Genomic DNA, 18,791 nt, shown 5'->3' with positions numbered 1-18,791 from the left:
CTTCATGAATGAATCCTCCTAATAAGATAAGTTTTTGTAAAAAAGCGTCTGACGACTGAAGCTTTTTCAGCTGCGCATTCGTTTTGTTTGCGCATCGTTCTTCCTGACGCCACTTATCTTACCATGGGGTTTTTGGTGTTTCATGACACAAAAACTGGTAATAGCCTGAAAATAGCTAGCAAAACAGCACCATTACTGCTTTATGAGAATATGCTCATCACCGTTTTTTGCTGCTTTTAGAGCTGTCCGCTAGCTTTTCGAAGCTCATTTGCGAGCCGATGAATTTCATCTTTCTCCGCTTTGGTGGTTGCTGCAAACCATGCTGGAGAGAGCCAAGTAGAGATAATTTTGTTAGCATCTGATGCGCTCATATCAACATCCCTCCAGTCGCGAACAAGCTCTAAGAAAGCCGCTTTGTTAACTGAACTTCCTGGACATGTTTTCGCTGGATTCATTTCGCGATGAAACAAAATTTGACTCTCTGGCAGCTTCCACATGGCAGCAATTTGACTTGTCAGCTTAACGGCTGAAGCAAGCTGAGCACCTTCCAGCTTCTCAGCTCCAACATCAAAATTACCGATCATCTCGAACATAAACGGATGTATGCGGTCTGGATCAGGGTCGTTGTAGCCAACAGCAGAGGCCGGAGCCTCCAGAAGAGAACGCCCCTCCCATATATAGCCGTCAGGGTCGATCGTTGCGTGCTGGGCGATATCCCCCCAATTTTGTGTAATCGCATGAAATCGCCACATCCCTTGAATGATTTTCATTTTATCCGCAGCTCTGCGATAATCCACAATAGTCGGCTTCCATGTTCCATGCACATGAATCTGCGAAAACTTCACTTTTGATACGAATGGTTTCAAATATTCAACATACTCCGCAAAAGTAAACCTTTGAAAATATTTGCGCTCTACGACCATTTCGTTTCGCATCCTCTCGATAAACAATTGCTATATTTTATGCGATACATGAATGAATCGAGACGGCAAACACATAAAAAAGCAAGCCATGGATATATTCCACGACTTGCTTCTTGTTTTTATAAATTTATTTTTGCTTATCGAGTACCGAGTTTGATGTTGCCCGTCTCCGACTCCATGCTTATTTTGATATCACCGCTGCCGATTACACCTTCAATATTGTTTTCCGTTTCCTTGTTAACTGTGAAACCATCCCAATCCACCTTGCTGTTTCCGGTATCCTTCTTGATACGAATAGAAGCCGAAGCAGGCTGTTTGTCTGCATTAACGATAATATTCCCGGTATCCGTCTTAATTGAAAGATCGCTGCGCAATTCGTCTGTTTCAACTCGTACATTTCCCGTCTCAGATTCCGCTTTTAGAATGCCTTTTCCGTCCACTATATTAATGTTTCCAGTATCTGTTTTTAATTCAAGCTCCTGAGCCGTGTAATTCGTTAATTTTATATTGCCGGTTTCTGATTTTAATTTCATTTTGTCAGCTTCCATCTGATTCACTACAATGTTTCCTGTATCGGTTTCGATATCAACTGAGGTCCATAGCTTAGCAGGCACCTCAATCGTCAGCTTCAAGTTAACGATTGAAATACCGAATGTAAAACGATCCTTCGTATTTGCCTCAATATTAAGCGTATCCCCTTTAGGAGCTGCCGTTAGGATGACGTCTTTAGCAAGCTTTTCACTTACATCTCCTTCAAGTCTCACTTTAATATCATCTGCTGTGCCGGGAACGAAAGTGATATTAAACGTATCCGTCTCCGCATGGATCGAGCGAATGGACGATGCATCAATCGTTTTTTCCTGCAAAAAAGGTTCGCCTTGAAATTTCGTTACAATTTCATCTTTATCGAATACAAAAAATGCGCAAAGTATTCCTATACCAAGCAAAATTAAAGCGAATGCGGCTAGTTTTTTCATTTGTTATTCCCCTTTACAATTCTTGTGTTGAATTTCAAATATTTTAAGGTCATTTTATAGAAGGAAGTTGTAAGTGCCTTTAAGCCGATGATGAGTAAAATCGTAATAGAGCTTGTAATCAAGCCTATCGTCAATGCCTGCGGCATAGTAAATGTACCGTTCCATAAGCTCTCCACCATGATTCCGATACCGCCTACGCCTATTCCCAAAGCTGACGCCCATAAAGCAATAATGACTGACGCCAGAGCCAGATAGGGGCCTAGAACGAATATAATATTGAATAAACCAAGGCTTGCTGTTGCAAATACAGCCTTAGAGAGCTTTCCGAAGCCCTTGTTCGTCTCTGCCTGATTAACTCGGTATCCAAGCAGCATCTCGTTCGCAATCATTCTTGGATCTCCCAGCTCGCTTGCTGCTTGCTCCTCGGTTTGACCATTCTCTACCGCTTGCTGAAAATGAAGATAATAATCGTACAGCCATTCCTTCCGCTGCGGCTCTGGAATGACTTTGAGCATGCTCTCAAGCTCCAACATATATCGATCTCTTGTCGTCATGGTCTTAAACCTTCCTCTACAATTTCATTTACGGATTGCGTGAAACTTTCCCATTCAGCAATTAGATTGCGCATATGACTCCAGCCCTCTGCTGTTAATTGATAATATTTCCGAGGCGGGCCTTCAGTTGATTCCTTCAAATAGGTTGAGAAATAGCCATCCTGCGTCAATCTGCTTAGTAATGGATATACGCTTCCGACAGCTACTTCAAACTTTTCGGAAATTTTAACAGCCAGCTCGTAGCCGTACCGATCTCCCCGTGTCGCAAGCACAAGAACGCATATTTCAAGCACGCCCTTTTTAAATTGAATGTTCATTTCGTGTCCTCCATCATTGAAGTTCATTCTTCGGTACTGTATGTGGAAAGATACTAAGCATAACTTACTATTAATCAATACAGTATAGCACTGTACAGCAATTCCGTCTTTTGTATAATTTACCACATGCTATTCTACAATGCAAGATAGTGTGCAAAAAAGAATACCTACAACCTAACGGCTTCCGCACGTTGGTTGAAGGCATTCCTGTTCACAACTTAGTTTACGCTAATGAATTTACCTGTTGCTTGTGACTCAAATGCACACAAGATAACTTTCAAAGAAGCACGGCCATCTTCACCGCTTACAGCAGGTGTTGTGTTCGTAAGAATGCTTTCCAAGAAAGCATTGACTACGCCGCTTGTCTCTTGCTTATCGTTAGTTGAGATTGCGCCTACTTTATGCTTCTCAACTGTGCCGTTGCGCAGTTCTACGATTACTTGATCGTCAGGATGCGTACCGATTTTCATAACGCCGTTCTCGCACCACAAAATAGTGCTGTTGTCCTCACCCTTATAGTAAGTCCAGCTTGCTACAAGCGTGCCGATTGCACCGCTCTTCATACGAAGCAAGCATGATGCGTTATCATCAACATCGGTATCCTTATCAAGCGTGCCAACAAATCCAGCTACTTCTGAAACTTCGTCGTCAAGCATCCAGCGAATAAGATCGGATTTATGAACGCCAAGATCGCCCATTGCGCCCATAGTAGCTTCTGGCTTACGGAAGAACCAGCTCTCTGCGCCATCGATGCTCCAGCCATCTGGACCAGGGTGACCAAATGATGTGCGGAATGTAAGTACTTTTCCTAGAATGCCGGATTGCAATACTTGCTTCGCTTTAACATGCGGCGGCATGAAGCGTTGGTTATGGCCAACCATCAAGTGAACGCCGTTTTTCTTAGCTGCTTCAATCATCGCTTCCGCTTCTTCATCTGTTACAGCCATTGGTTTCTCAACAAGAACATGAGCGCCCGCATTAGCTGCAGTAATAGACATTGGAGCATGCAATGCATTTGGCGTACATACGCTTACTGCATCAGGTTTGATTTCTGCAAGCATCGTTTCAAAATCAGCAAACGCTTTGCCGCCATGCAAGTTAGCATAGTGTTCTGCGCGCTCGATAATTGGATCTACGAATGCAACAAGCTCAACATTCTCATGAGCTRCATATTCCGGGATATGACGGTATTTCGAAATCGATCCGCAACCTATAACTGCTATACGTACTTTAGACATGAATATTTTCCCCTATCTATAATTAATTAGATTATTATTTGTTCAAAAAATTAGTTTTCAACCATTCCATGCTTTCTGCAACAGCTTCAATCGGAGGATTCGCACAAGTGTCCTGCTCAACAATAATCCATTCTACAGATGCTTTGGAGGCAGCATCAATAATAGGAAGAAGCGGCAAATCGCCACGGCCAAGCTCTACTGTATCGATTTGCCCACCCTTCTCACCAGCGCGGAAGTCCTTCAAATGAAGAAGCGGCAAACGTCCTGCGTATTTTGCAATGTAAGCAAGCGGATCTACACCGGAGTATTGTACCCAGCCGATATCCATTTCAACTTGCAGATATTGCGGATCAATCCGCTCATACAAAGCGTCAAATACGATTTGGCCGTCGATTTCAACTTCAAATTCAAATTCATGGTTGTGGTAAGCAAAAGAAATGCCTGCTTCACGGAAACGCTTACCATACTCTTCAAATTTCACGAGATGTCCACGCCATGCTTCTGTATCACGAGCATCTACCGGCAACCAAGGACAAATGGCATATTTCGCTCCAATGGTTTGAAGATAAGCAATTTCCTCATCAAGATTGCCTTCAAGCAGATGCAAGCCGACGTGGCTGCCGATTGCTTTCAAATTCAATTCTTGAAGCAGGTTGCGCATGTCTTCAGCTTTGATATCACCGTATCCTGCAAATTCTACGCCCTCATAACCCATTGCTGCAACCTTGCGAAGCGTGCCTTCAAAATCTTGTGCGGTAGCGTCTCTTAACGTGTACAATTGCAAACCAATATTCATTCGTGACATGTGAGCTGCACTCCCTTATATTTATTATTTGATGTATTTGATTTTGTTTTCTGATCTTTATTATATCGACAGTCCTATGCGAAAACCAGTTGTATTATTAGTCTTTTCTTATGCGATTTTGGTCAATGCTCGTACAATGGCACTATAAAAGGGGCAGCTTCGGCCCAGCCTGCATACGGCTTAGACGAAGCTGCCTCTTATTTGTTTAGATATGAATCGTAAACGCCAGCTGCTTCGAGCCTGCAGCAATGTGCAGAACTGCATCCTTCACATCAGCTTTTACTCCTTCAACTGAACGAATTGGACCTAGCCCCTTCAGTGCCAACGAGAATGCTTTGCCGCTGCCCTCTAATTGAACAGTGATCGCTTCGCCTTGGCGTGTTGCAGAGATCGTCAATTCTGTATCGCCTTTGGTATTGCGTACAGCCGTTGCAGCTGTTTTTCCGTCTTCCAGATTATGAAGCACAAACTGTACGCCATCCGCATAATCATAATCTGGTTTAACCTCATTCGCTCCAAGCGCAATAATGGAATTAGGACGAACGAATAGTGGAAGGCTAAAGAAGTCATATTTCTCTTTGCGCCATGTGCCGCCTACTACAATTTCTCCAGATAACAGATGAGTCCATTTTCCAGCTGGCAAATAATATGTTACATGACCCTGCTCGTTGAAAATAGGAGCTACCAGTATAGAGTCGCCCAGCATGTATTGGCGGTCCAGCATTTCGCTGGTTGGATCTTCTGGGAACTCAAGCACCATGGCACGCATCGAAGGCAAGCCCAACTCAGTTGCTTGAACAGCTGTATTAAATAAGTAAGGCATGATCCGGCATTTCAGCTTCGTGAAGAAGCGAGTAACATCTACCGCTTCCGTATCGTATGCCCAAGGCACTCTATACGATTTGCTTCCGTGCAGGCGGCTATGGCTGGACAGCAGACCAAAGGCTAACCAACGCTTGAAGACATGCTCTGGCGCAGTATTCTCGAATCCGCCAATATCGTGGCTCCAGAAGCCAAAGCCCGACAGCCCAAGCGACAAGCCGCCGCGCAAGCTCTCTGCCATGGACTCATAATCCGCATAACAGTCACCGCCCCAATGTACGGGAAATTTCTGGCCGCCTGCCGTAGCTGAACGGGCAAACAAAGCGGCTTCGTTTCGGCCAAGCTTCTCTTCAAGCACTTCAAATACGACTTTGTTATAAAGCTGAGTATAGTAATTGTGCATTTTCATCGGATCGGAGCCGTCAAAATAAGCGACATCGGTCGGAATACGCTCACCGAAGTCAGTTTTGAAGCTGTCCACACCCATATCGACAAGCTCACGCAGATAACTTGCGTACCACTCGCATGCTGCTGGATTAGTGAAATCAACGAGCGCCATGCCTGGCTGCCACAAATCCCATTGCCATACATCGCCGTTTGGCTTTTTCACCAAATAGCCATTTTGTTTGCCTTCCTCGAACAAGCGCGAGCGCTGAGCAATGTAAGGATTGATCCACACGCAAATTTTAAGCCCTTTTTCTTTGAGGCGCGACAGCATCCCGACAGGGTCTGGGAATACCCGCTCATCCCATTTGAAATCCGTCCAATGAAACTCACGCATCCAGAAACAGTCGAAGTGGAACACATGCAATGGAAGATCACGTTCCGCCATGYCATCGACAAATGAATTAACTGTTGCTTCATCATAGTTAGTCGTAAATGAAGTGGTAAGCCATAATCCAAATGTCCATGCCGGCGGCAGCGCTGGCTTGCCAGTCAAATCTGTATATCTATGAAGAACATCCTTCATGCTTGGACCATCGATAATGAAATATTCGAGTGATTCTCCTGACACACTGAATTGCACTTTTTTCACTTTTTCCGAAGCGATCTCGAATGATACCAGCTCTGGATGATTGACGAATACACCATATCCCTTATTGGTCATGTAGAAAGGAATATTTTTGTACGATTGCTCCGAGCTTGTGCCCCCGTCTTTGTTCCAGAGATCTACTACTTGTCCGTTTCTTACGAAAGGCGTGAAGCGCTCGCCAAGGCCATATACCCACTCGCCAACACCAACATCTAATTCTTCGCGCATAAACGTATTGCCGTTGTCTTCTTTAATGTAGGCCATCGATTTTTGCGTACTTCCCGTAATCCGCTCGCCCGCACGATAGAAATCCACCGCCCATACGGCTCCTTTACGGATATGAACGCTGAGGCTGCCGCTTGTTAGAACAGCCCGCTCATCGTTTTCTTCGATTACAACATGGTCACCAGTTTGCGAGGACAGCTCGAATACTGGGCCACGCTCCCGAACACCTGCATGATGCACAAGCTTAACGCCAATAATGCCTGGCAGCGGAGAATGAAAATGAACCGTTAATAACATCGTATCCAGCATATTAGAGCGATTATAGATAGGTTGTGGCGAAGCATAAGCCGTTAGTTTGCCATCCTTTTGCTCGAAATCATGGACTTGTACAGCCCCTAATACTTTGTATTCATCACGAATGAGCCAGTTGCCGTCTGTAAATTTCATCGACTGAACCAACCTTCCTGTTTAGTTTTATTTGCAATCCTATATAATTGCATTATACTGATAATTAATCGAATAATTCTAACAGAATACTGCTCATCTATAGCACTATTTTGACGATATGCCTCTATGGAATGGCAGCTAACTCGCATCAAGCACAGGAGGCCTCTCAAAATGGATCAAACAACTAGGCACGCCTTAAAAGAAGACCGGCTGCATGGCGACAATATGTTCCCGCTTGCCGCCTACTGGATTGAACATGAAGAGGCTGGCGTCCCCGTTCTGGATTGTCATTGGCATGCTGAAGCAGAGTTTTTTTATGTGCTTGAAGGTGAAGTGCTGTTCCAGATTGATACCGATTATTTCATTGTAAAAGCAGGTGAAGCTGTTTTTATAGACGGTGGCGACATTCATGCTGGACATGCACAAGGTGATACTGCCTGTTCTTTTTGCGCCATCGTGTTCGACACTCATTTGCTCGCCAGTGCCAGCTATGATGCCGTACAGGAACGGTTTATTTCACCGCTTCAAGACAAGAAAAAGACGTTTCCTAGACATATTCAGCCAAAAACAGAATGGGAAATCACGCTGCTTCAGCATTTGCAATGCATTATGAACGTATGTCAAAGTCAGAAGCCTGGTCATGAGACCGCGGTGAAGGGTCACTTTTATTTAATGCTTCATGAAATTGCCGCGCAAAGTAAATTTTGCAACAGAAGTGAAACAAGCAATGCCGACTCTACAAAAATTGACAGACTAAAGACCGCTATTGTTTATATGCAAAATCATTTCCAGCGCCCTATACGGATCGCAGAAATCGCTGATCAAATTCCGATGAGCGAAGGTCAGTTTTGCCGCTTCTTCAAGACGATGACCAGACAAACGCCAATTGAGTATTTGAATGCTTATCGAATTAGACAAGCAACGGAGCTGCTTTTGAAGCCAGAGCTCAAAATAGCAGCTGTAGCGCTTGATGTCGGATTCGATCATATTAGTTATTTCGTCAAAGTTTTTCGCAAAATGATGAAATGCACGCCTTCCCAGTTCCGCAAAAAACAGCTTGAATCGTCAGATCGTCGTCCATAATAAGAAAAAACGTGTATGATTTGGTCATTTACTCAAAAGTTACAGCTTTGTAACCAAATACTCACCGAATTTTAAGAATTATTTAATAATTGTACGTTACACTATAAAAAAAAATCCTTCGCGGGATGGAGGTCCATACTATGAAAACGATGCTGATGTTCCAAAATAAAACGATACCTGTCTATTTAACAGATACAAATAAGCAAGCCATTGAGAAATTGACCGCAGTACTTAATCGTAAACTGACAACAGGCAAAAACGCACTTAAAACATGTATCAAATCGCTAATTAGCGTAGAAATTGTAGGCAGTGAGGCAACGCTTCATTCTTATTTCGAACGTGACACTCTAACCATTTCCCTATATTAATCTAGACTTCCCATATACCGAAATACGAAGAGGGTGATCCTTTTGGTCTATACAGGCCATCAGGACACCCTCTTCTTTTGTTTACAACGTTCAAACGCTTTAATTAGTAAACATTAGAGTTGTGTAATTAACTTTCAAATTATATAATGTTAGCAAACATAACGGAATGAGGATCAATTGATGAACATAGAGGTTAACAGCCGCAATATCAAATTTCTTGAATGCTTTGCATCGGACACAAGAGTGAAGATCATTGAATTATTAAATATTAAACCAATGAACATTAAAGAAATAGCTGAAGCGCTAGGCATTTCGTCAGCCATCGTCACTAAACATATTCAGAAGCTAGAAGAAGCATCCATTATTACGACAGAAAGTGTGCCCAGCACGAGAGGCCGCCAAAAGGTGTGCCATCTCACACTCGATTCTGCTACGCTGCAATTTCGTGTGAAGGAGCAAACCATTCAAAATAGGTATGCCGTATCCATTCCAATTGGTCAATATTCCTCTTATGAAGTAAAACCTACTTGCGGACTGACATCGGACACCAAAATTATCGGCATGGTGGATGACCCGCGCTACTTCTCCGATCCTGAGCATGTGAAGGCATGCCATCTGTGGTTCGGAAGCGGCTATATTGAATATCGCATTCCTAATTATTTAGTAGGAAAACAATCGGCAAAAAGCATTTCCATATCGCTTGAAATATGCTCGGAAGCACCGCACTACAACGAGAACTGGCCTTCCGATCTTTCCTTTTATATTAATGACATCTTGCTCGGAGTATGGACTTGTCCAGGAGACTTCGGTGCAGTAAAGGGTGTGTATACGCCTAGCTGGTGGGATTTGGGGACTCAGCATGGCTTGCTGAAACAAATAACCATCGACTCAGGAGGCTCCTTCATCGATGGCATTCGGATGTCTGATCGGACGATATCAGATCTTAATGTCGGCTTTGGCGACGACATCAGATTCCGCATATGTGCGCCGGAGACTGCAACCCACAGCGGCGGATTAAGCATGTTCGGCAAACAATTCGGAAATTATGATCAGGACATTCAAGTTTACGTCGCCTATTAGCAGCTACTTCTGCATAACATTCGGTTTGATATGGATATCTTCACGGTATTCCTTTGGCGACATACCGGTTTCATTGCGAAACACACGGTTAAAATGGCGGATATTCGTGAAGCCCGTATGTTCAGCTATCGTCGCAATTTTATTATCGGTTTGAACCATTTGCCGCTTCGCTTCAAAGATTCGAATCTCAGTAAGCCGCTCAACGAAGGATTTCCCGGTTTGCTTCTTGAACAAGGTGCTGAAATATGCTGCATTTAAATAGACGGAATCGGCTACCTCTTTAAGCGTCAGCGCCTTGGAATAATGCTGCTCAATATATCGAATCGATTTTTCAATGGGATCATGCTCAGGCTGCGCCGTACTCTCAGCGATACATATAGCTAAACGAACGAGCAGCTGCGAGCATGCTTCCATCAGCTCTTCTCTGGAAGAGATCGAGCAAATATCAAATAAAACGGTTTTCATATCCTTCATGCCCAGCCACTGCTTCGTTAGCCGCAGCCGCCCTGCTGCTTCATAATAATGTATGAGCAATTTGCATAGCTGCTGATGCACGGTTTCCGGCGTTTTGGCATTAAGGCAAAGCTCACTAACGAAAGCATGGGCTGCCGCCGCGACCTGTTCCAGCTTCCCCTCATTCATGGCCAGGTCCAGCTTCTCCCACGACCATGTTTTCAGCTCGCCTTTGAAACGGTCATCCGTACCTAAATCACTGTAGACCAACACTTTATCTCCGCCAACGATGAGCCTGTGAAGCAAAGCAATTTCCGCTTCGTTGTACGCATCGGATATCGATTTAAAGCCTTTTGCCACCTGGCCTATGCCGATCGTGACCGTCATATTCGACAAGCTTGTAATTTGTCTGCGAATCGTCTCGCCTATTTCCCGCACGGCAGCCATCGCTTGGTCACTGTCCTCAATATTAAGCAGCGCCGCCACTTCCGTCTCCGACATGATGAAGCAAAAGCCATTTGTTCTCCTGCTCAGCACCTCTTGCACGAGCTGTTGAATATATAGTTGAAACAAAGAAGGATCAGCTTGATTATACCGCTCACTGCCGATTGAATTTTTGTCTAATTTCACAACCATGCAGGTGAAGAAAGGTTGATGAAAGTCAATCCCAATGGTCCGAAGCAGCTCCAAATCCGCTTCATTTACGCTGCCCTTCAGAAGGCCGGTTAACAGATGTTCACTGACATGCTGCCTAATCCGGTGCTCATCACGATGGGGGTTGCTGACGGGAACCGCTTGGCTAAGCTGCACTTTCTCTTTAAGCATTTGAAGCACCTTATCCAGCTCTTCGCGCTCAATCGGCTTCATCATATAATCCTTCGCGCCTTGCCTCATCGATTGTTGAATATAGACAAAATCATCAAACCCGCTGATAACGACGCATAACACATGCGGAAAACGCTCCTTCATCATCTGCTGCAATTGAATGCCATCCATGCGGGGCATCCGAATATCCGTCAGAATAGCTTCTGGCTCAAGCTCCTCCACCAGCTGCAATGCTTCATAACCATCCCGCGCTTCACCAACGACCTCCCATTCCGGGTCGAGTTCTATTATCATTTTGCGCAAGCCCTTTCGAAATATCGATTCATCATCTACAATAACGATTCTAGGCATGAGCATCCCCTTTCATTTGATCAGGCTTCTCAAATACAGCAGGAAAAGTCATCGTTACTTTCAAGCCTTGATATGGCATGCTCTCCAGCATTAAACCATACGATTCACCATAATGAAGAACAATTCTGCGATGGACATTTAATAATCCATTGCCGGAGCTGCCTCCTAAATCCTTCGAATGCTGCAGCCGACGGCGAATATCCGCAAGCTGCTCCTCCGTCATTCCAATGCCATCGTCTTCAATGACAATACGCAGCACGTTTTCTTCTATTTTGCAGGTTAATGTAATTCGCCCGTTGCCCACACCCTGATCGATGCCGTGGTTAATGGCGTTCTCGACAATCGGTTGAATAATTAAGGGAATGACCATACAGGTCAAAGAAGCTTCTTCTCGGTCTAATCGAAAATCGATCCGATCCTCATAGCGCATTTTTTGAATCGTCATGTAACCCAAGACATGTCCCAGCTCATCCTCAAGGTTGACATGTTCTTTCTGGCTGCTCAAGCTGTAACGCAGCAGCCTGCTTAAATTGTTCGTCATTTTGACAACCTCTTGATTGCCGTCGACTTCTGCATACATACTGATCGATCCAAGCGTATTATACAAAAAATGCGGATTGATTTTGCTTTGCAAAGCCGCAATCTGCGCATCCTTCTCGCGAATCTCTGTCTCATAAAGCAAGTAACCAAGCTCGCTTAGCTTGGATACCATCGTATTGAACGCTTTGCCCAAATGGCCAACTTCATCCCATTGCTTGACGGGAAAGGATACGAGAAGATCGCCGCGTTCCACCTTTCGCATGAGCCTAATTAAACCTCGCAGCGGCTCAGTTATTCGAAACGCAAGGAATACCGACATAAGCATAGCAAGACCCATACAAATGACACCAAACAGAATAATCGAATTCCGCATAATTAAACTGTCCTTCATCAGCTCCGACACCGGAACAACACCAACTGTCGTCCAATTGGTGATCGATGACGTCACGTAAGAAACGAGCTGCCGCTCTCCGTTAAGCGCAGCATGTGTAACCCCTTCCGGCGCTTTATCCTTATAAAGGCCTCCCAAAGCCTCTTGCGGCATCGTTCGATTTTTACCGACAACGACTCCGCCTTCTTGATCCATAATATATAAAGCTTCCTTCGTTCCGAGCGTAACCTGCGATATCATCTTATGAATGACCGTTGGATCTACATCAATAACGATATATCCAAGCTTTTTCCCGCTATCAAAGCTTCGCAGCTCCCTTGCAATAGAGAATACGGGATATACCGTTCCGCTGGTAGACTGAATATTGTGGGTTGTAATAAAAATCGATTGTCCGTTGCCGCCCTTCTCGTTTTGGAGCCACTGCGCATTCTCATCTAGTCGATACGTCGTGACATATTGGCTTTCCGGCAGTACAACATAGGATGCGCCGCTTTCCCCAAATAACGAGACGCCCACAATATCGATGCGGCCGTTCAGAAATACTTGGGAGACAAAGCTGTTTAATTGCTTGATCTCTTCCAGTGTCAAAGCCTGACCCTGCTCACGCTTGCTCTCTAGAAAAGCTGTAATTTGCTCATATTGATAGGGCATAAGCGTCAAACGATCTAATTCTGCCATATAAGTATCCAGATTTAGCGTCAGCTGCTTCATCGTCTGCAGTTGATAGTCGCCGACCTTCTGCTCAAGCGTCGAAGCAAACCGAGTGAAGGCGAAATACCCCATAACGCTGAGTGGAAGCACGATGAGTATAAAGTTTATGAGTATGAGCTTTCGTGCCAGCTCCTGATTTTTGAACCACCCAATCACCGCGAGTACCCGCTTCATAGCTATCTCCTTACTTCCTCAGCTCGATGTTCACCCTTTTCACGGCTGCTTGCAGCGTTTCCTCAGGCGTTTGCTCCGAATAATTCATTTTTTCAAATTCTTGAATTAAAATTTCAACGATCGACCATTGCCGGACATGGCGCGGCCAATAAGCTACATAGTTTGCGGAAGCTGCATAAGAGCTTCTGTAATTCAAGCTGTTAAACGGTTCGCTGGCAACGACCTTTGTCATGCTTGGCACATGGCCCGCTTCCGCCCACATCGCACCGTTTTCTACACACCATTTGACAAAAGTAAGCGCCGCTCGCTTCTTCTCATCCGTCATCCCATGCTTGGTTGGTATGGCAATGGTGTGCGAATCTCCCCATACCGCAGCGCGGTCGAACAACGCAGGCATTGGAATTACGCCAAAGTCCAAATTTTTTGCTTTCTCAAAAGCACCCGTTCCCCACATCCCTGTAATTAGCACCGCAGCTTTTCCATCATAAAAAAGCTTGAATGCATCATTAATATCAGGCGGAATAAGCTCTTTTTTGTACAAATCATTCATATAGCTTAGCGCTTGCAGCGCTTGCGGATTGTTGAATACAGCAGCACTTGCATCCTCATTATAGAAGCTGCCCCCGCCGTCTATTTGGTTATAAAGACTCCACCAAAGCCATACGGAATCAATCCGAGTACTCGGCTGAGCCATCGGCGCAATGTCGGCTGGTATCGAAGACTTAAGCTTCTGCAGGAAAGCTTCGAATCCCGCAGCTCCTGCTCCGATCAATGGCTTATCCGCCTCATCAATTAGACCTGCTTTACGCAAATAGGTTTTATTGTAAAACATAACAAGCGCATGCGTATCAAGCGGCACGGCATAAGGGATTCCGTCATACATAGTAGAATCGAGAATATTGCGATTAAAGCCCGACCAGTCCAGCCCGATCTGCTTAGCAGGCTCTGTCAGATTCTCGATATAGCCGTTTTGAACGAACTGCGGCAAACTTGTCTGATGCAAAATCGCAAGCTCCGGCGCATTGCCAGACATTATCGCCGTTTTTAGCCTCGTGTAATAGTCATCCAATCGAGAGTTTACTTGCACAACGTTAATCGTCGGATTCTCTTCATTAAATCGCGTAACCATTTCCGTCATAAACTGATTGTCGCCGCCGCTAAACGGCGTCCAGTACTCAAGCCTTATAGCCTCAGGCTTCGTCTCTTCTTTCTGCTGATTTGCTTCTTGCTCGGAGGCGCAGCTTGTCAAGGCAATGACCAGAAGACCAATTAGTGTATAGGAGACCCACGGCGCGCTCCTTTTTTTTATATTCATGTCTAGCGCCTCCGTTGCCTGAGTTGTTAGTTAGTTTCTATCGGATACAACATCGATATAATCGATTTCAAGCGGCCCGGTCGCATTTCCAAATTGCAAAGCATTGTCATCTATTTTCAGCTTTACGCTTACGGTTATCTGCTGCACTGCATCTGCCTCGCTTGCGGGAATGCTTATCTTTTGTACTCGTCCGCCATTAACCTTCAGCTCCAGCATCTGATTGCTTCCTGTTCGATTAGCCACACTTAAATGTAAAGCATATTTCCCATTCATCGGAACTCTAACATGATCCAATCGAATCGCGTCCTTATCACCCTCTGCCAATTGAACAGAACGGCCATTCGATTTTGTCGAGCTTTCAATAAGCTCACTGTATGATGAGAACTGCGCGTACTCCGCTTCAAAACGTGGAATTTCAATCGCCGAGATCAGATTAGCTGCCTGGTTTCCTATAAAAGATAGCTTGTTTTGCCCTTCGTTCAGCGCAATTGAAGCATATACATATCCCACTTCATTTGGCTTAGTAGGTGGAAGTATAATTTCTGCACCAGCCGCATCATTTACATTGACCTGAATACGCTGCTCTGTTGCCGCATCGTTTGTGTAATGGACTAATAATGGGGCATCCGTATCAAGTGATGAGGATATCCCGCTGAAAACTAAGTTGTCTTTATCAGCAGCTGCTGCATGCTCAGCACGGATTAATCCTGTGCCCGCCGGTACTTCAATTGGTGTTGCAAGCGATAATGGAGAACCAAAGACAGGCAAACCATCCTTCTGCCATTCAATCCGCTGGGCACGCGCCTTTCGATTATTCCAGCCGTCCCCTTGACCGCTTGTCGCATGATAGACGATCCAATCCTCGGTTCCGTCTGGCGAGGCAACAAACGTATTGTGACCAGGACCGTAAACCTCAGCATCTCCATCCATTTGCATAAGCGGCTGCTCAGCTTTTGTCCATTTCGCCGGATCAAGCGGATCTGCTCCCAGCTCTAATGACAATAAGCCTATGCTATAGAACGGTGTCCAGCTTCCCGCACCAGAATAGGCAATCCATACACGGCCGTCTTTTTTCAAAATCGCTTGGCCCTCATTAATGAACGGAGGTCCGCCTGCTCTCTCCCACTCCAAATCCGGCTCGCTAAGCAATACTCGCGGTCCGCTAATCGTGTATGGATTGCTCATCGGTGCAATGTACGTATTTTGTTGTACATTTAAATCGCCTTCCCAGCCCGACCATACAAAATACAGCTGCCCCTCATGCTCAAGCGCTAGGCCGTCAATAGCCCATTTGTTTGTCGCATCCGTCACTTGACCTTTAAACGCATAGCTGCCCATCGGATCGCTGGTCTCCGCTTCGAGCGCATACATGCGATGGTTTTCATTTTCACCGTTATCTGCTGCAAAATAGATATAAAACTTTCCTTGAAGATATTGAATTTCCGGCGCCCACAAATTTGCCGAATACATCGTATCCACAGGCGGGTACCATACCACCTTCCGCTCTGCTTGATTGAAGTCGAGCGATCTTGATTTCATAAGCATAATATCCGTTCCGTTATGCGTAAACGTCATATAATAAAATCCATTGACGTAAATGATGCTCGGATCTGGTGTGTCCATAGATGCTAACGTATTTTTGAACGTTCCACCATGCCCATTATAAGCTCCCGCAGCCGTAGTGTCATGATTCATTTTATTCACGATCCAAGCCCCCAAAATAATAATAATTACCGCAATCAAAGATGCGATCAGAGTTATACGCTTACGATTAAGTTTCATGCCATTCCCTCCGCTTACTCGCCAACATGGACAGAAAGAGACCTTATCGGTCTCTTCTCCTTGCCATATCGGTGTAATCATTGATTATTTCACTGCCGATTGTGTAATGGCTCTCACAAAGGAACGCTGTCCAAGAATGAACACAATAACGACTGGCAGCGTTGCGACTGTCGTCATTGCCATAAGCTTGCCGTAGCTTTGGGTATAGCTTCCTGTTGCCATCATCGCTATACCCGCCGTGATCGTGCGCATCTCTGGTGATGTTGTCGCATAAAGCGGCCATACAAAATCGTTATAAATCCCCATAAAAGTGAAGATGGCTAATGTCACCATAATAGAAACGGCGGATGGCAATAAAATACGAGCATAAATTTGCCACTTGTTCGCTCCGTCAATACGCGCCGCTTCTTCGATTTCCTTTGGAAAGGAGGCGAAAAACTGATAGAGCAAAAAAACCCCAAACGCCCCCGCAGTTGCCGGCAAAATCAGTGCGGGATACGTATTGATTAAATTGAGGGCATTAAATTCCAAATACATGGGCAGAAACGTGAGCACGCCAGGAATCATAAGTGAAGCGATAAATAAGGAAAGCATAATTCTGCGAAGCGGCAAATCGTTTAATCTCGCCAATGCGTAAGCCGCCATAGAATCGATAATGAGTACGAGAATGGTGCCAATGAGCCCAACCGACAAGGAGTTAACAATCCAGCGCGTAATAGGTACGTTCATTAGTTCACCGGTCAAGCCTTGTACGAAGTTATCGATCGTTGGTTTTATCGGAAAAAAGTTCATTTTCCCAGACAATGCTTCGAAATCATTTTTAAACGATGTTGAAATCATCCAAACGAGCGGGAGTAGGAAAAATACCGCAATGATTATGGCAAGCACGATAAGCCACAACTTTTTTGTCTTTACCATTTAAACCTCTCCCTTTCTGCCGCTCGTCAGCTTGAACTGTACGATGGATATAATAATAATGAGCAGTGCCATAACGATTGCCATCGCTGAAGCTGAACCTACTTCTTTGCGTAAAAAGGCTTGATCCAGCACATTGATGAGCAGCACCTTCGTTGTATCGCCGGGTCCGCCGCGTGTCAATAAATAAGGCTGCGCATAAATATTAAAGGAAGCAATCGTCGATGTTATCATAATGAACAGCATAACCGGACGAATCGACGGTAGCGTTATTTTCGTAAATTTATTCCATGCGTTTGCCCCATCAATCGAAGCAGCTTCATAGAAATCCTCTGGCACTTCATTTAGTGCATTTATAAAAATAATCATATTGAAGCCAATTGTCCACCAAAGCGTCGTCACAATAAGCGAGATCCACGCCCATGGCGTATCCGTTAGCCAAGGAATGCTGTTGATGCCAAGCTTCGCAAGCATACTATTAAGAAAACCGGCATTCGTATCGAACATCATCAGCCAAATGACCGCCATAACGGAAGCTGACAACGCGTACGGAAGAAAATAAAAGGTACGAAACAAACCGCGTATTTTGGCAGGCAGCGCATTAACAAGCATCGCTAATGACAACCCAACAATGATTAAGAGTGGAACCGAAAATAAGACAAATTGAGCGGTTACCCACAACCCTCTAAAGAAAATATCATTGAGATATGTGCCTGGCGTGAAAATTTTGATGTAGTTGGCAAGTCCAACAAATTCATGTTCCTTCGATAGCAGCTCGAAATTTTGAAGGCTGATATATACGCCGTACAGAATCGGGAACAGCAAAAAAATACTGAACGCTGCTAAGTATGGCAGTACGAATAAAAAAGAAGTGAATCGTGACGCAAATGTCGTTTTCAATCGGAGTCCCCCTGACGCTTTCCATATTTTCTAGCACAAGCAATCGCAGCTTTAGAAGATGGGAACGGACTCTGCAATTCCCATCCTCCTCGCTGCTTACGAATATTTATTTTTTCATTGCTTGCTTCGATTTGGCTGCCGCATCATCAAGAGCCTTTTGTGCATCTTTTTTGCCAAGCAATGCATTGTTCAGCTCGCCCCAGATTGGCTCAGAGATCGTGCCCCAGTTCAATACATTTGGCGCAAATTGTACATAAGAAAATGCCGATGCTACATTGTTTTGGAACGTTAGCGCTTTAAACGCATCACTCTCAAGCATTGGTTTCGATGCCAGCGCTTGACCGGATTCCGCCCAGTCCATGGAATTAGTAGATACGTATTTCAAGAAATCGCCGATACCTGCTGTTTTGGCTGCATCCGTTACGCTTTTTGGAATAACGAAGCCATGGGAGCCTGCGAATACCGCTTGCTTCGCTTTACCGATTTGTGGAACAGGGGCAACGCCATAATTTAATCCTGCTTCATCAAATTGTGATTTCATCCACGGGCCGTTGAATTGGAT

Annotated in this window: 16 protein-coding genes and 1 pseudogene; 3 read left to right on the top strand and 14 right to left on the bottom strand. The window is 44.8% G+C overall.

The window, feature by feature from the left end; translation table 11 throughout:
* Nucleotides 1-236: 236 nt before the first annotated feature.
* The 7 genes from AB4Z17_RS23170 to yicI all read right to left on the bottom strand — a co-directional run bounded on the left by AB4Z17_RS23170 (nt 237) and on the right by yicI (nt 7,341).
* On the bottom strand, nt 237-923 hold the full coding sequence (locus AB4Z17_RS23170; protein WP_441908346.1) for a peptidoglycan recognition protein family protein: 687 nt from the start codon (nt 921-923) through the stop codon (nt 237-239).
* A 137-nt stretch (nt 924-1,060) separates the two neighbouring features.
* The gene (locus tag AB4Z17_RS23165) at nt 1,061-1,900 is read right to left on the bottom strand and encodes a DUF4097 family beta strand repeat-containing protein (protein WP_441962303.1); all 840 of its coding nucleotides are present in this window, start codon (nt 1,898-1,900) and stop codon (nt 1,061-1,063) included.
* A complete protein-coding gene (locus AB4Z17_RS23160) occupies nt 1,897-2,454 on the bottom strand; it encodes an HAAS signaling domain-containing protein (protein ID WP_441908348.1) in 558 nt (185 codons plus the stop codon). The genes AB4Z17_RS23165 and AB4Z17_RS23160 overlap by 4 nt, the downstream gene beginning before the upstream one ends.
* Nucleotides 2,451-2,771: a PadR family transcriptional regulator gene (locus AB4Z17_RS23155; protein WP_441962301.1), complete on the bottom strand. Its 321-nt coding sequence runs from the start codon at nt 2,769-2,771 to the stop codon at nt 2,451-2,453. Before AB4Z17_RS23155 ends, AB4Z17_RS23160 begins: the two co-directional genes overlap by 4 nt.
* Before the next feature lie 218 nt (nt 2,772-2,989).
* Nucleotides 2,990-4,009 carry a Gfo/Idh/MocA family protein gene (locus tag AB4Z17_RS23150; protein ID WP_441962299.1) on the bottom strand — a complete coding sequence of 340 codons (1,020 nt, stop codon included), beginning with the start codon at nt 4,007-4,009 and terminating at the stop codon, nt 2,990-2,992.
* A 34-nt stretch (nt 4,010-4,043) separates the two neighbouring features.
* Nucleotides 4,044-4,814: a sugar phosphate isomerase/epimerase family protein gene (locus AB4Z17_RS23145; protein ID WP_441962297.1), complete on the bottom strand. Its 771-nt coding sequence runs from the start codon at nt 4,812-4,814 to the stop codon at nt 4,044-4,046.
* A 205-nt stretch (nt 4,815-5,019) separates the two neighbouring features.
* Nucleotides 5,020-7,341, bottom strand: a complete 2,322-nt coding sequence (yicI, locus tag AB4Z17_RS23140) for an alpha-xylosidase (RefSeq protein ID WP_441962295.1) — start codon at nt 7,339-7,341, stop codon at nt 5,020-5,022.
* Nucleotides 7,342-7,512: 171 nt separating this feature from the next.
* Between yicI and AB4Z17_RS23135 the strand changes: the two genes are divergently transcribed.
* The 3 genes from AB4Z17_RS23135 (at nt 7,513) to AB4Z17_RS23125 (ending at nt 9,872) form a co-directional block, all read left to right on the top strand.
* Nucleotides 7,513-8,424, top strand: a complete 912-nt coding sequence (locus AB4Z17_RS23135; RefSeq protein ID WP_441962293.1) for an AraC family transcriptional regulator — start codon at nt 7,513-7,515, stop codon at nt 8,422-8,424.
* A gap of 140 nt (nt 8,425-8,564) precedes the next feature.
* Nucleotides 8,565-8,792, top strand: a complete 228-nt coding sequence (locus tag AB4Z17_RS23130; protein WP_053372108.1) for a hypothetical protein — start codon at nt 8,565-8,567, stop codon at nt 8,790-8,792.
* Nucleotides 8,793-8,972: 180 nt separating this feature from the next.
* On the top strand, nt 8,973-9,872 hold the full coding sequence (locus tag AB4Z17_RS23125; protein ID WP_441962291.1) for an ArsR/SmtB family transcription factor: 900 nt from the start codon (nt 8,973-8,975) through the stop codon (nt 9,870-9,872).
* A gap of 3 nt (nt 9,873-9,875) precedes the next feature.
* Here AB4Z17_RS23125 and AB4Z17_RS23120 read toward each other — a convergent pair whose 3' ends face one another.
* The 7 genes and pseudogenes from AB4Z17_RS23120 to AB4Z17_RS23090 form a co-directional block, all read right to left on the bottom strand.
* Nucleotides 9,876-11,501 carry a response regulator gene (locus tag AB4Z17_RS23120; protein WP_441962289.1) on the bottom strand — a complete coding sequence of 542 codons (1,626 nt, stop codon included), beginning with the start codon at nt 11,499-11,501 and terminating at the stop codon, nt 9,876-9,878.
* The gene (locus AB4Z17_RS23115) at nt 11,494-13,317 is read right to left on the bottom strand and encodes a cache domain-containing sensor histidine kinase (protein ID WP_441962287.1); all 1,824 of its coding nucleotides are present in this window, start codon (nt 13,315-13,317) and stop codon (nt 11,494-11,496) included. Before AB4Z17_RS23115 ends, AB4Z17_RS23120 begins: the two co-directional genes overlap by 8 nt.
* A 10-nt stretch (nt 13,318-13,327) precedes the next feature.
* Nucleotides 13,328-14,632 (bottom strand): ABC transporter substrate-binding protein, encoded by a 1,305-nt coding sequence (locus AB4Z17_RS23110; protein ID WP_441908355.1) that lies wholly within the window; start codon nt 14,630-14,632, stop codon nt 13,328-13,330.
* A 30-nt stretch (nt 14,633-14,662) separates the two neighbouring features.
* Entirely contained in the window at nt 14,663-16,414 is a 1,752-nt protein-coding gene (locus tag AB4Z17_RS23105) for a family 43 glycosylhydrolase (protein ID WP_441908356.1), read from the bottom strand.
* Nucleotides 16,415-16,498: 84 nt separating this feature from the next.
* A complete protein-coding gene (locus AB4Z17_RS23100) occupies nt 16,499-17,332 on the bottom strand; it encodes a carbohydrate ABC transporter permease (protein WP_076267474.1) in 834 nt (277 codons plus the stop codon).
* Nucleotides 17,333-18,229: a carbohydrate ABC transporter permease gene (locus tag AB4Z17_RS23095; RefSeq protein WP_076267473.1), complete on the bottom strand. Its 897-nt coding sequence runs from the start codon at nt 18,227-18,229 to the stop codon at nt 17,333-17,335. It abuts the gene before it with no gap.
* A 106-nt stretch (nt 18,230-18,335) separates the two neighbouring features.
* A pseudogene (locus AB4Z17_RS23090) lies at nt 18,336-18,791 on the bottom strand (ABC transporter substrate-binding protein); the annotation flags it as partial.

Origin of the sequence: Paenibacillus sp. TAF43_2, from assembly GCF_052113545.1 — a bacterium.
Lineage (GTDB): Bacteria > Bacillota > Bacilli > Paenibacillales > Paenibacillaceae > Pristimantibacillus.
The sequence above is the reverse complement of the archived record's forward strand: the minus strand, read 5'-3'. Positions and strand labels throughout refer to the sequence as shown.

Bases quoted from the DNA above. Each gene is read 5' to 3' on its own strand.
- AB4Z17_RS23170 (WP_441908346.1), bottom strand. From the start codon at position 923: ATGGTCGTAGAGCGCAAATATTTTCAAAGGTTTACTTTTGCGGAGTAT.
- AB4Z17_RS23165 (WP_441962303.1), bottom strand. From the start codon at position 1,900: ATGAAAAAACTAGCCGCATTCGCTTTAATTTTGCTTGGTATAGGAATA.
- AB4Z17_RS23160 (WP_441908348.1), bottom strand. From the start codon at position 2,454: ATGACGACAAGAGATCGATATATGTTGGAGCTTGAGAGCATGCTCAAA.
- AB4Z17_RS23155 (WP_441962301.1), bottom strand. From the start codon at position 2,771: ATGAACATTCAATTTAAAAAGGGCGTGCTTGAAATATGCGTTCTTGTG.
- AB4Z17_RS23145 (WP_441962297.1), bottom strand. From the start codon at position 4,814: ATGTCACGAATGAATATTGGTTTGCAATTGTACACGTTAAGAGACGCT.
- AB4Z17_RS23135 (WP_441962293.1), top strand. From the start codon at position 7,513: ATGGATCAAACAACTAGGCACGCCTTAAAAGAAGACCGGCTGCATGGC.
- AB4Z17_RS23130 (WP_053372108.1), top strand. From the start codon at position 8,565: ATGAAAACGATGCTGATGTTCCAAAATAAAACGATACCTGTCTATTTA.
- AB4Z17_RS23125 (WP_441962291.1), top strand. From the start codon at position 8,973: ATGAACATAGAGGTTAACAGCCGCAATATCAAATTTCTTGAATGCTTT.
- AB4Z17_RS23120 (WP_441962289.1), bottom strand. From the start codon at position 11,501: ATGCCTAGAATCGTTATTGTAGATGATGAATCGATATTTCGAAAGGGC.
- AB4Z17_RS23115 (WP_441962287.1), bottom strand. From the start codon at position 13,317: ATGAAGCGGGTACTCGCGGTGATTGGGTGGTTCAAAAATCAGGAGCTG.
- AB4Z17_RS23110 (WP_441908355.1), bottom strand. From the start codon at position 14,632: ATGAATATAAAAAAAAGGAGCGCGCCGTGGGTCTCCTATACACTAATT.
- AB4Z17_RS23105 (WP_441908356.1), bottom strand. From the start codon at position 16,414: ATGAAACTTAATCGTAAGCGTATAACTCTGATCGCATCTTTGATTGCG.
- AB4Z17_RS23100 (WP_076267474.1), bottom strand. From the start codon at position 17,332: ATGGTAAAGACAAAAAAGTTGTGGCTTATCGTGCTTGCCATAATCATT.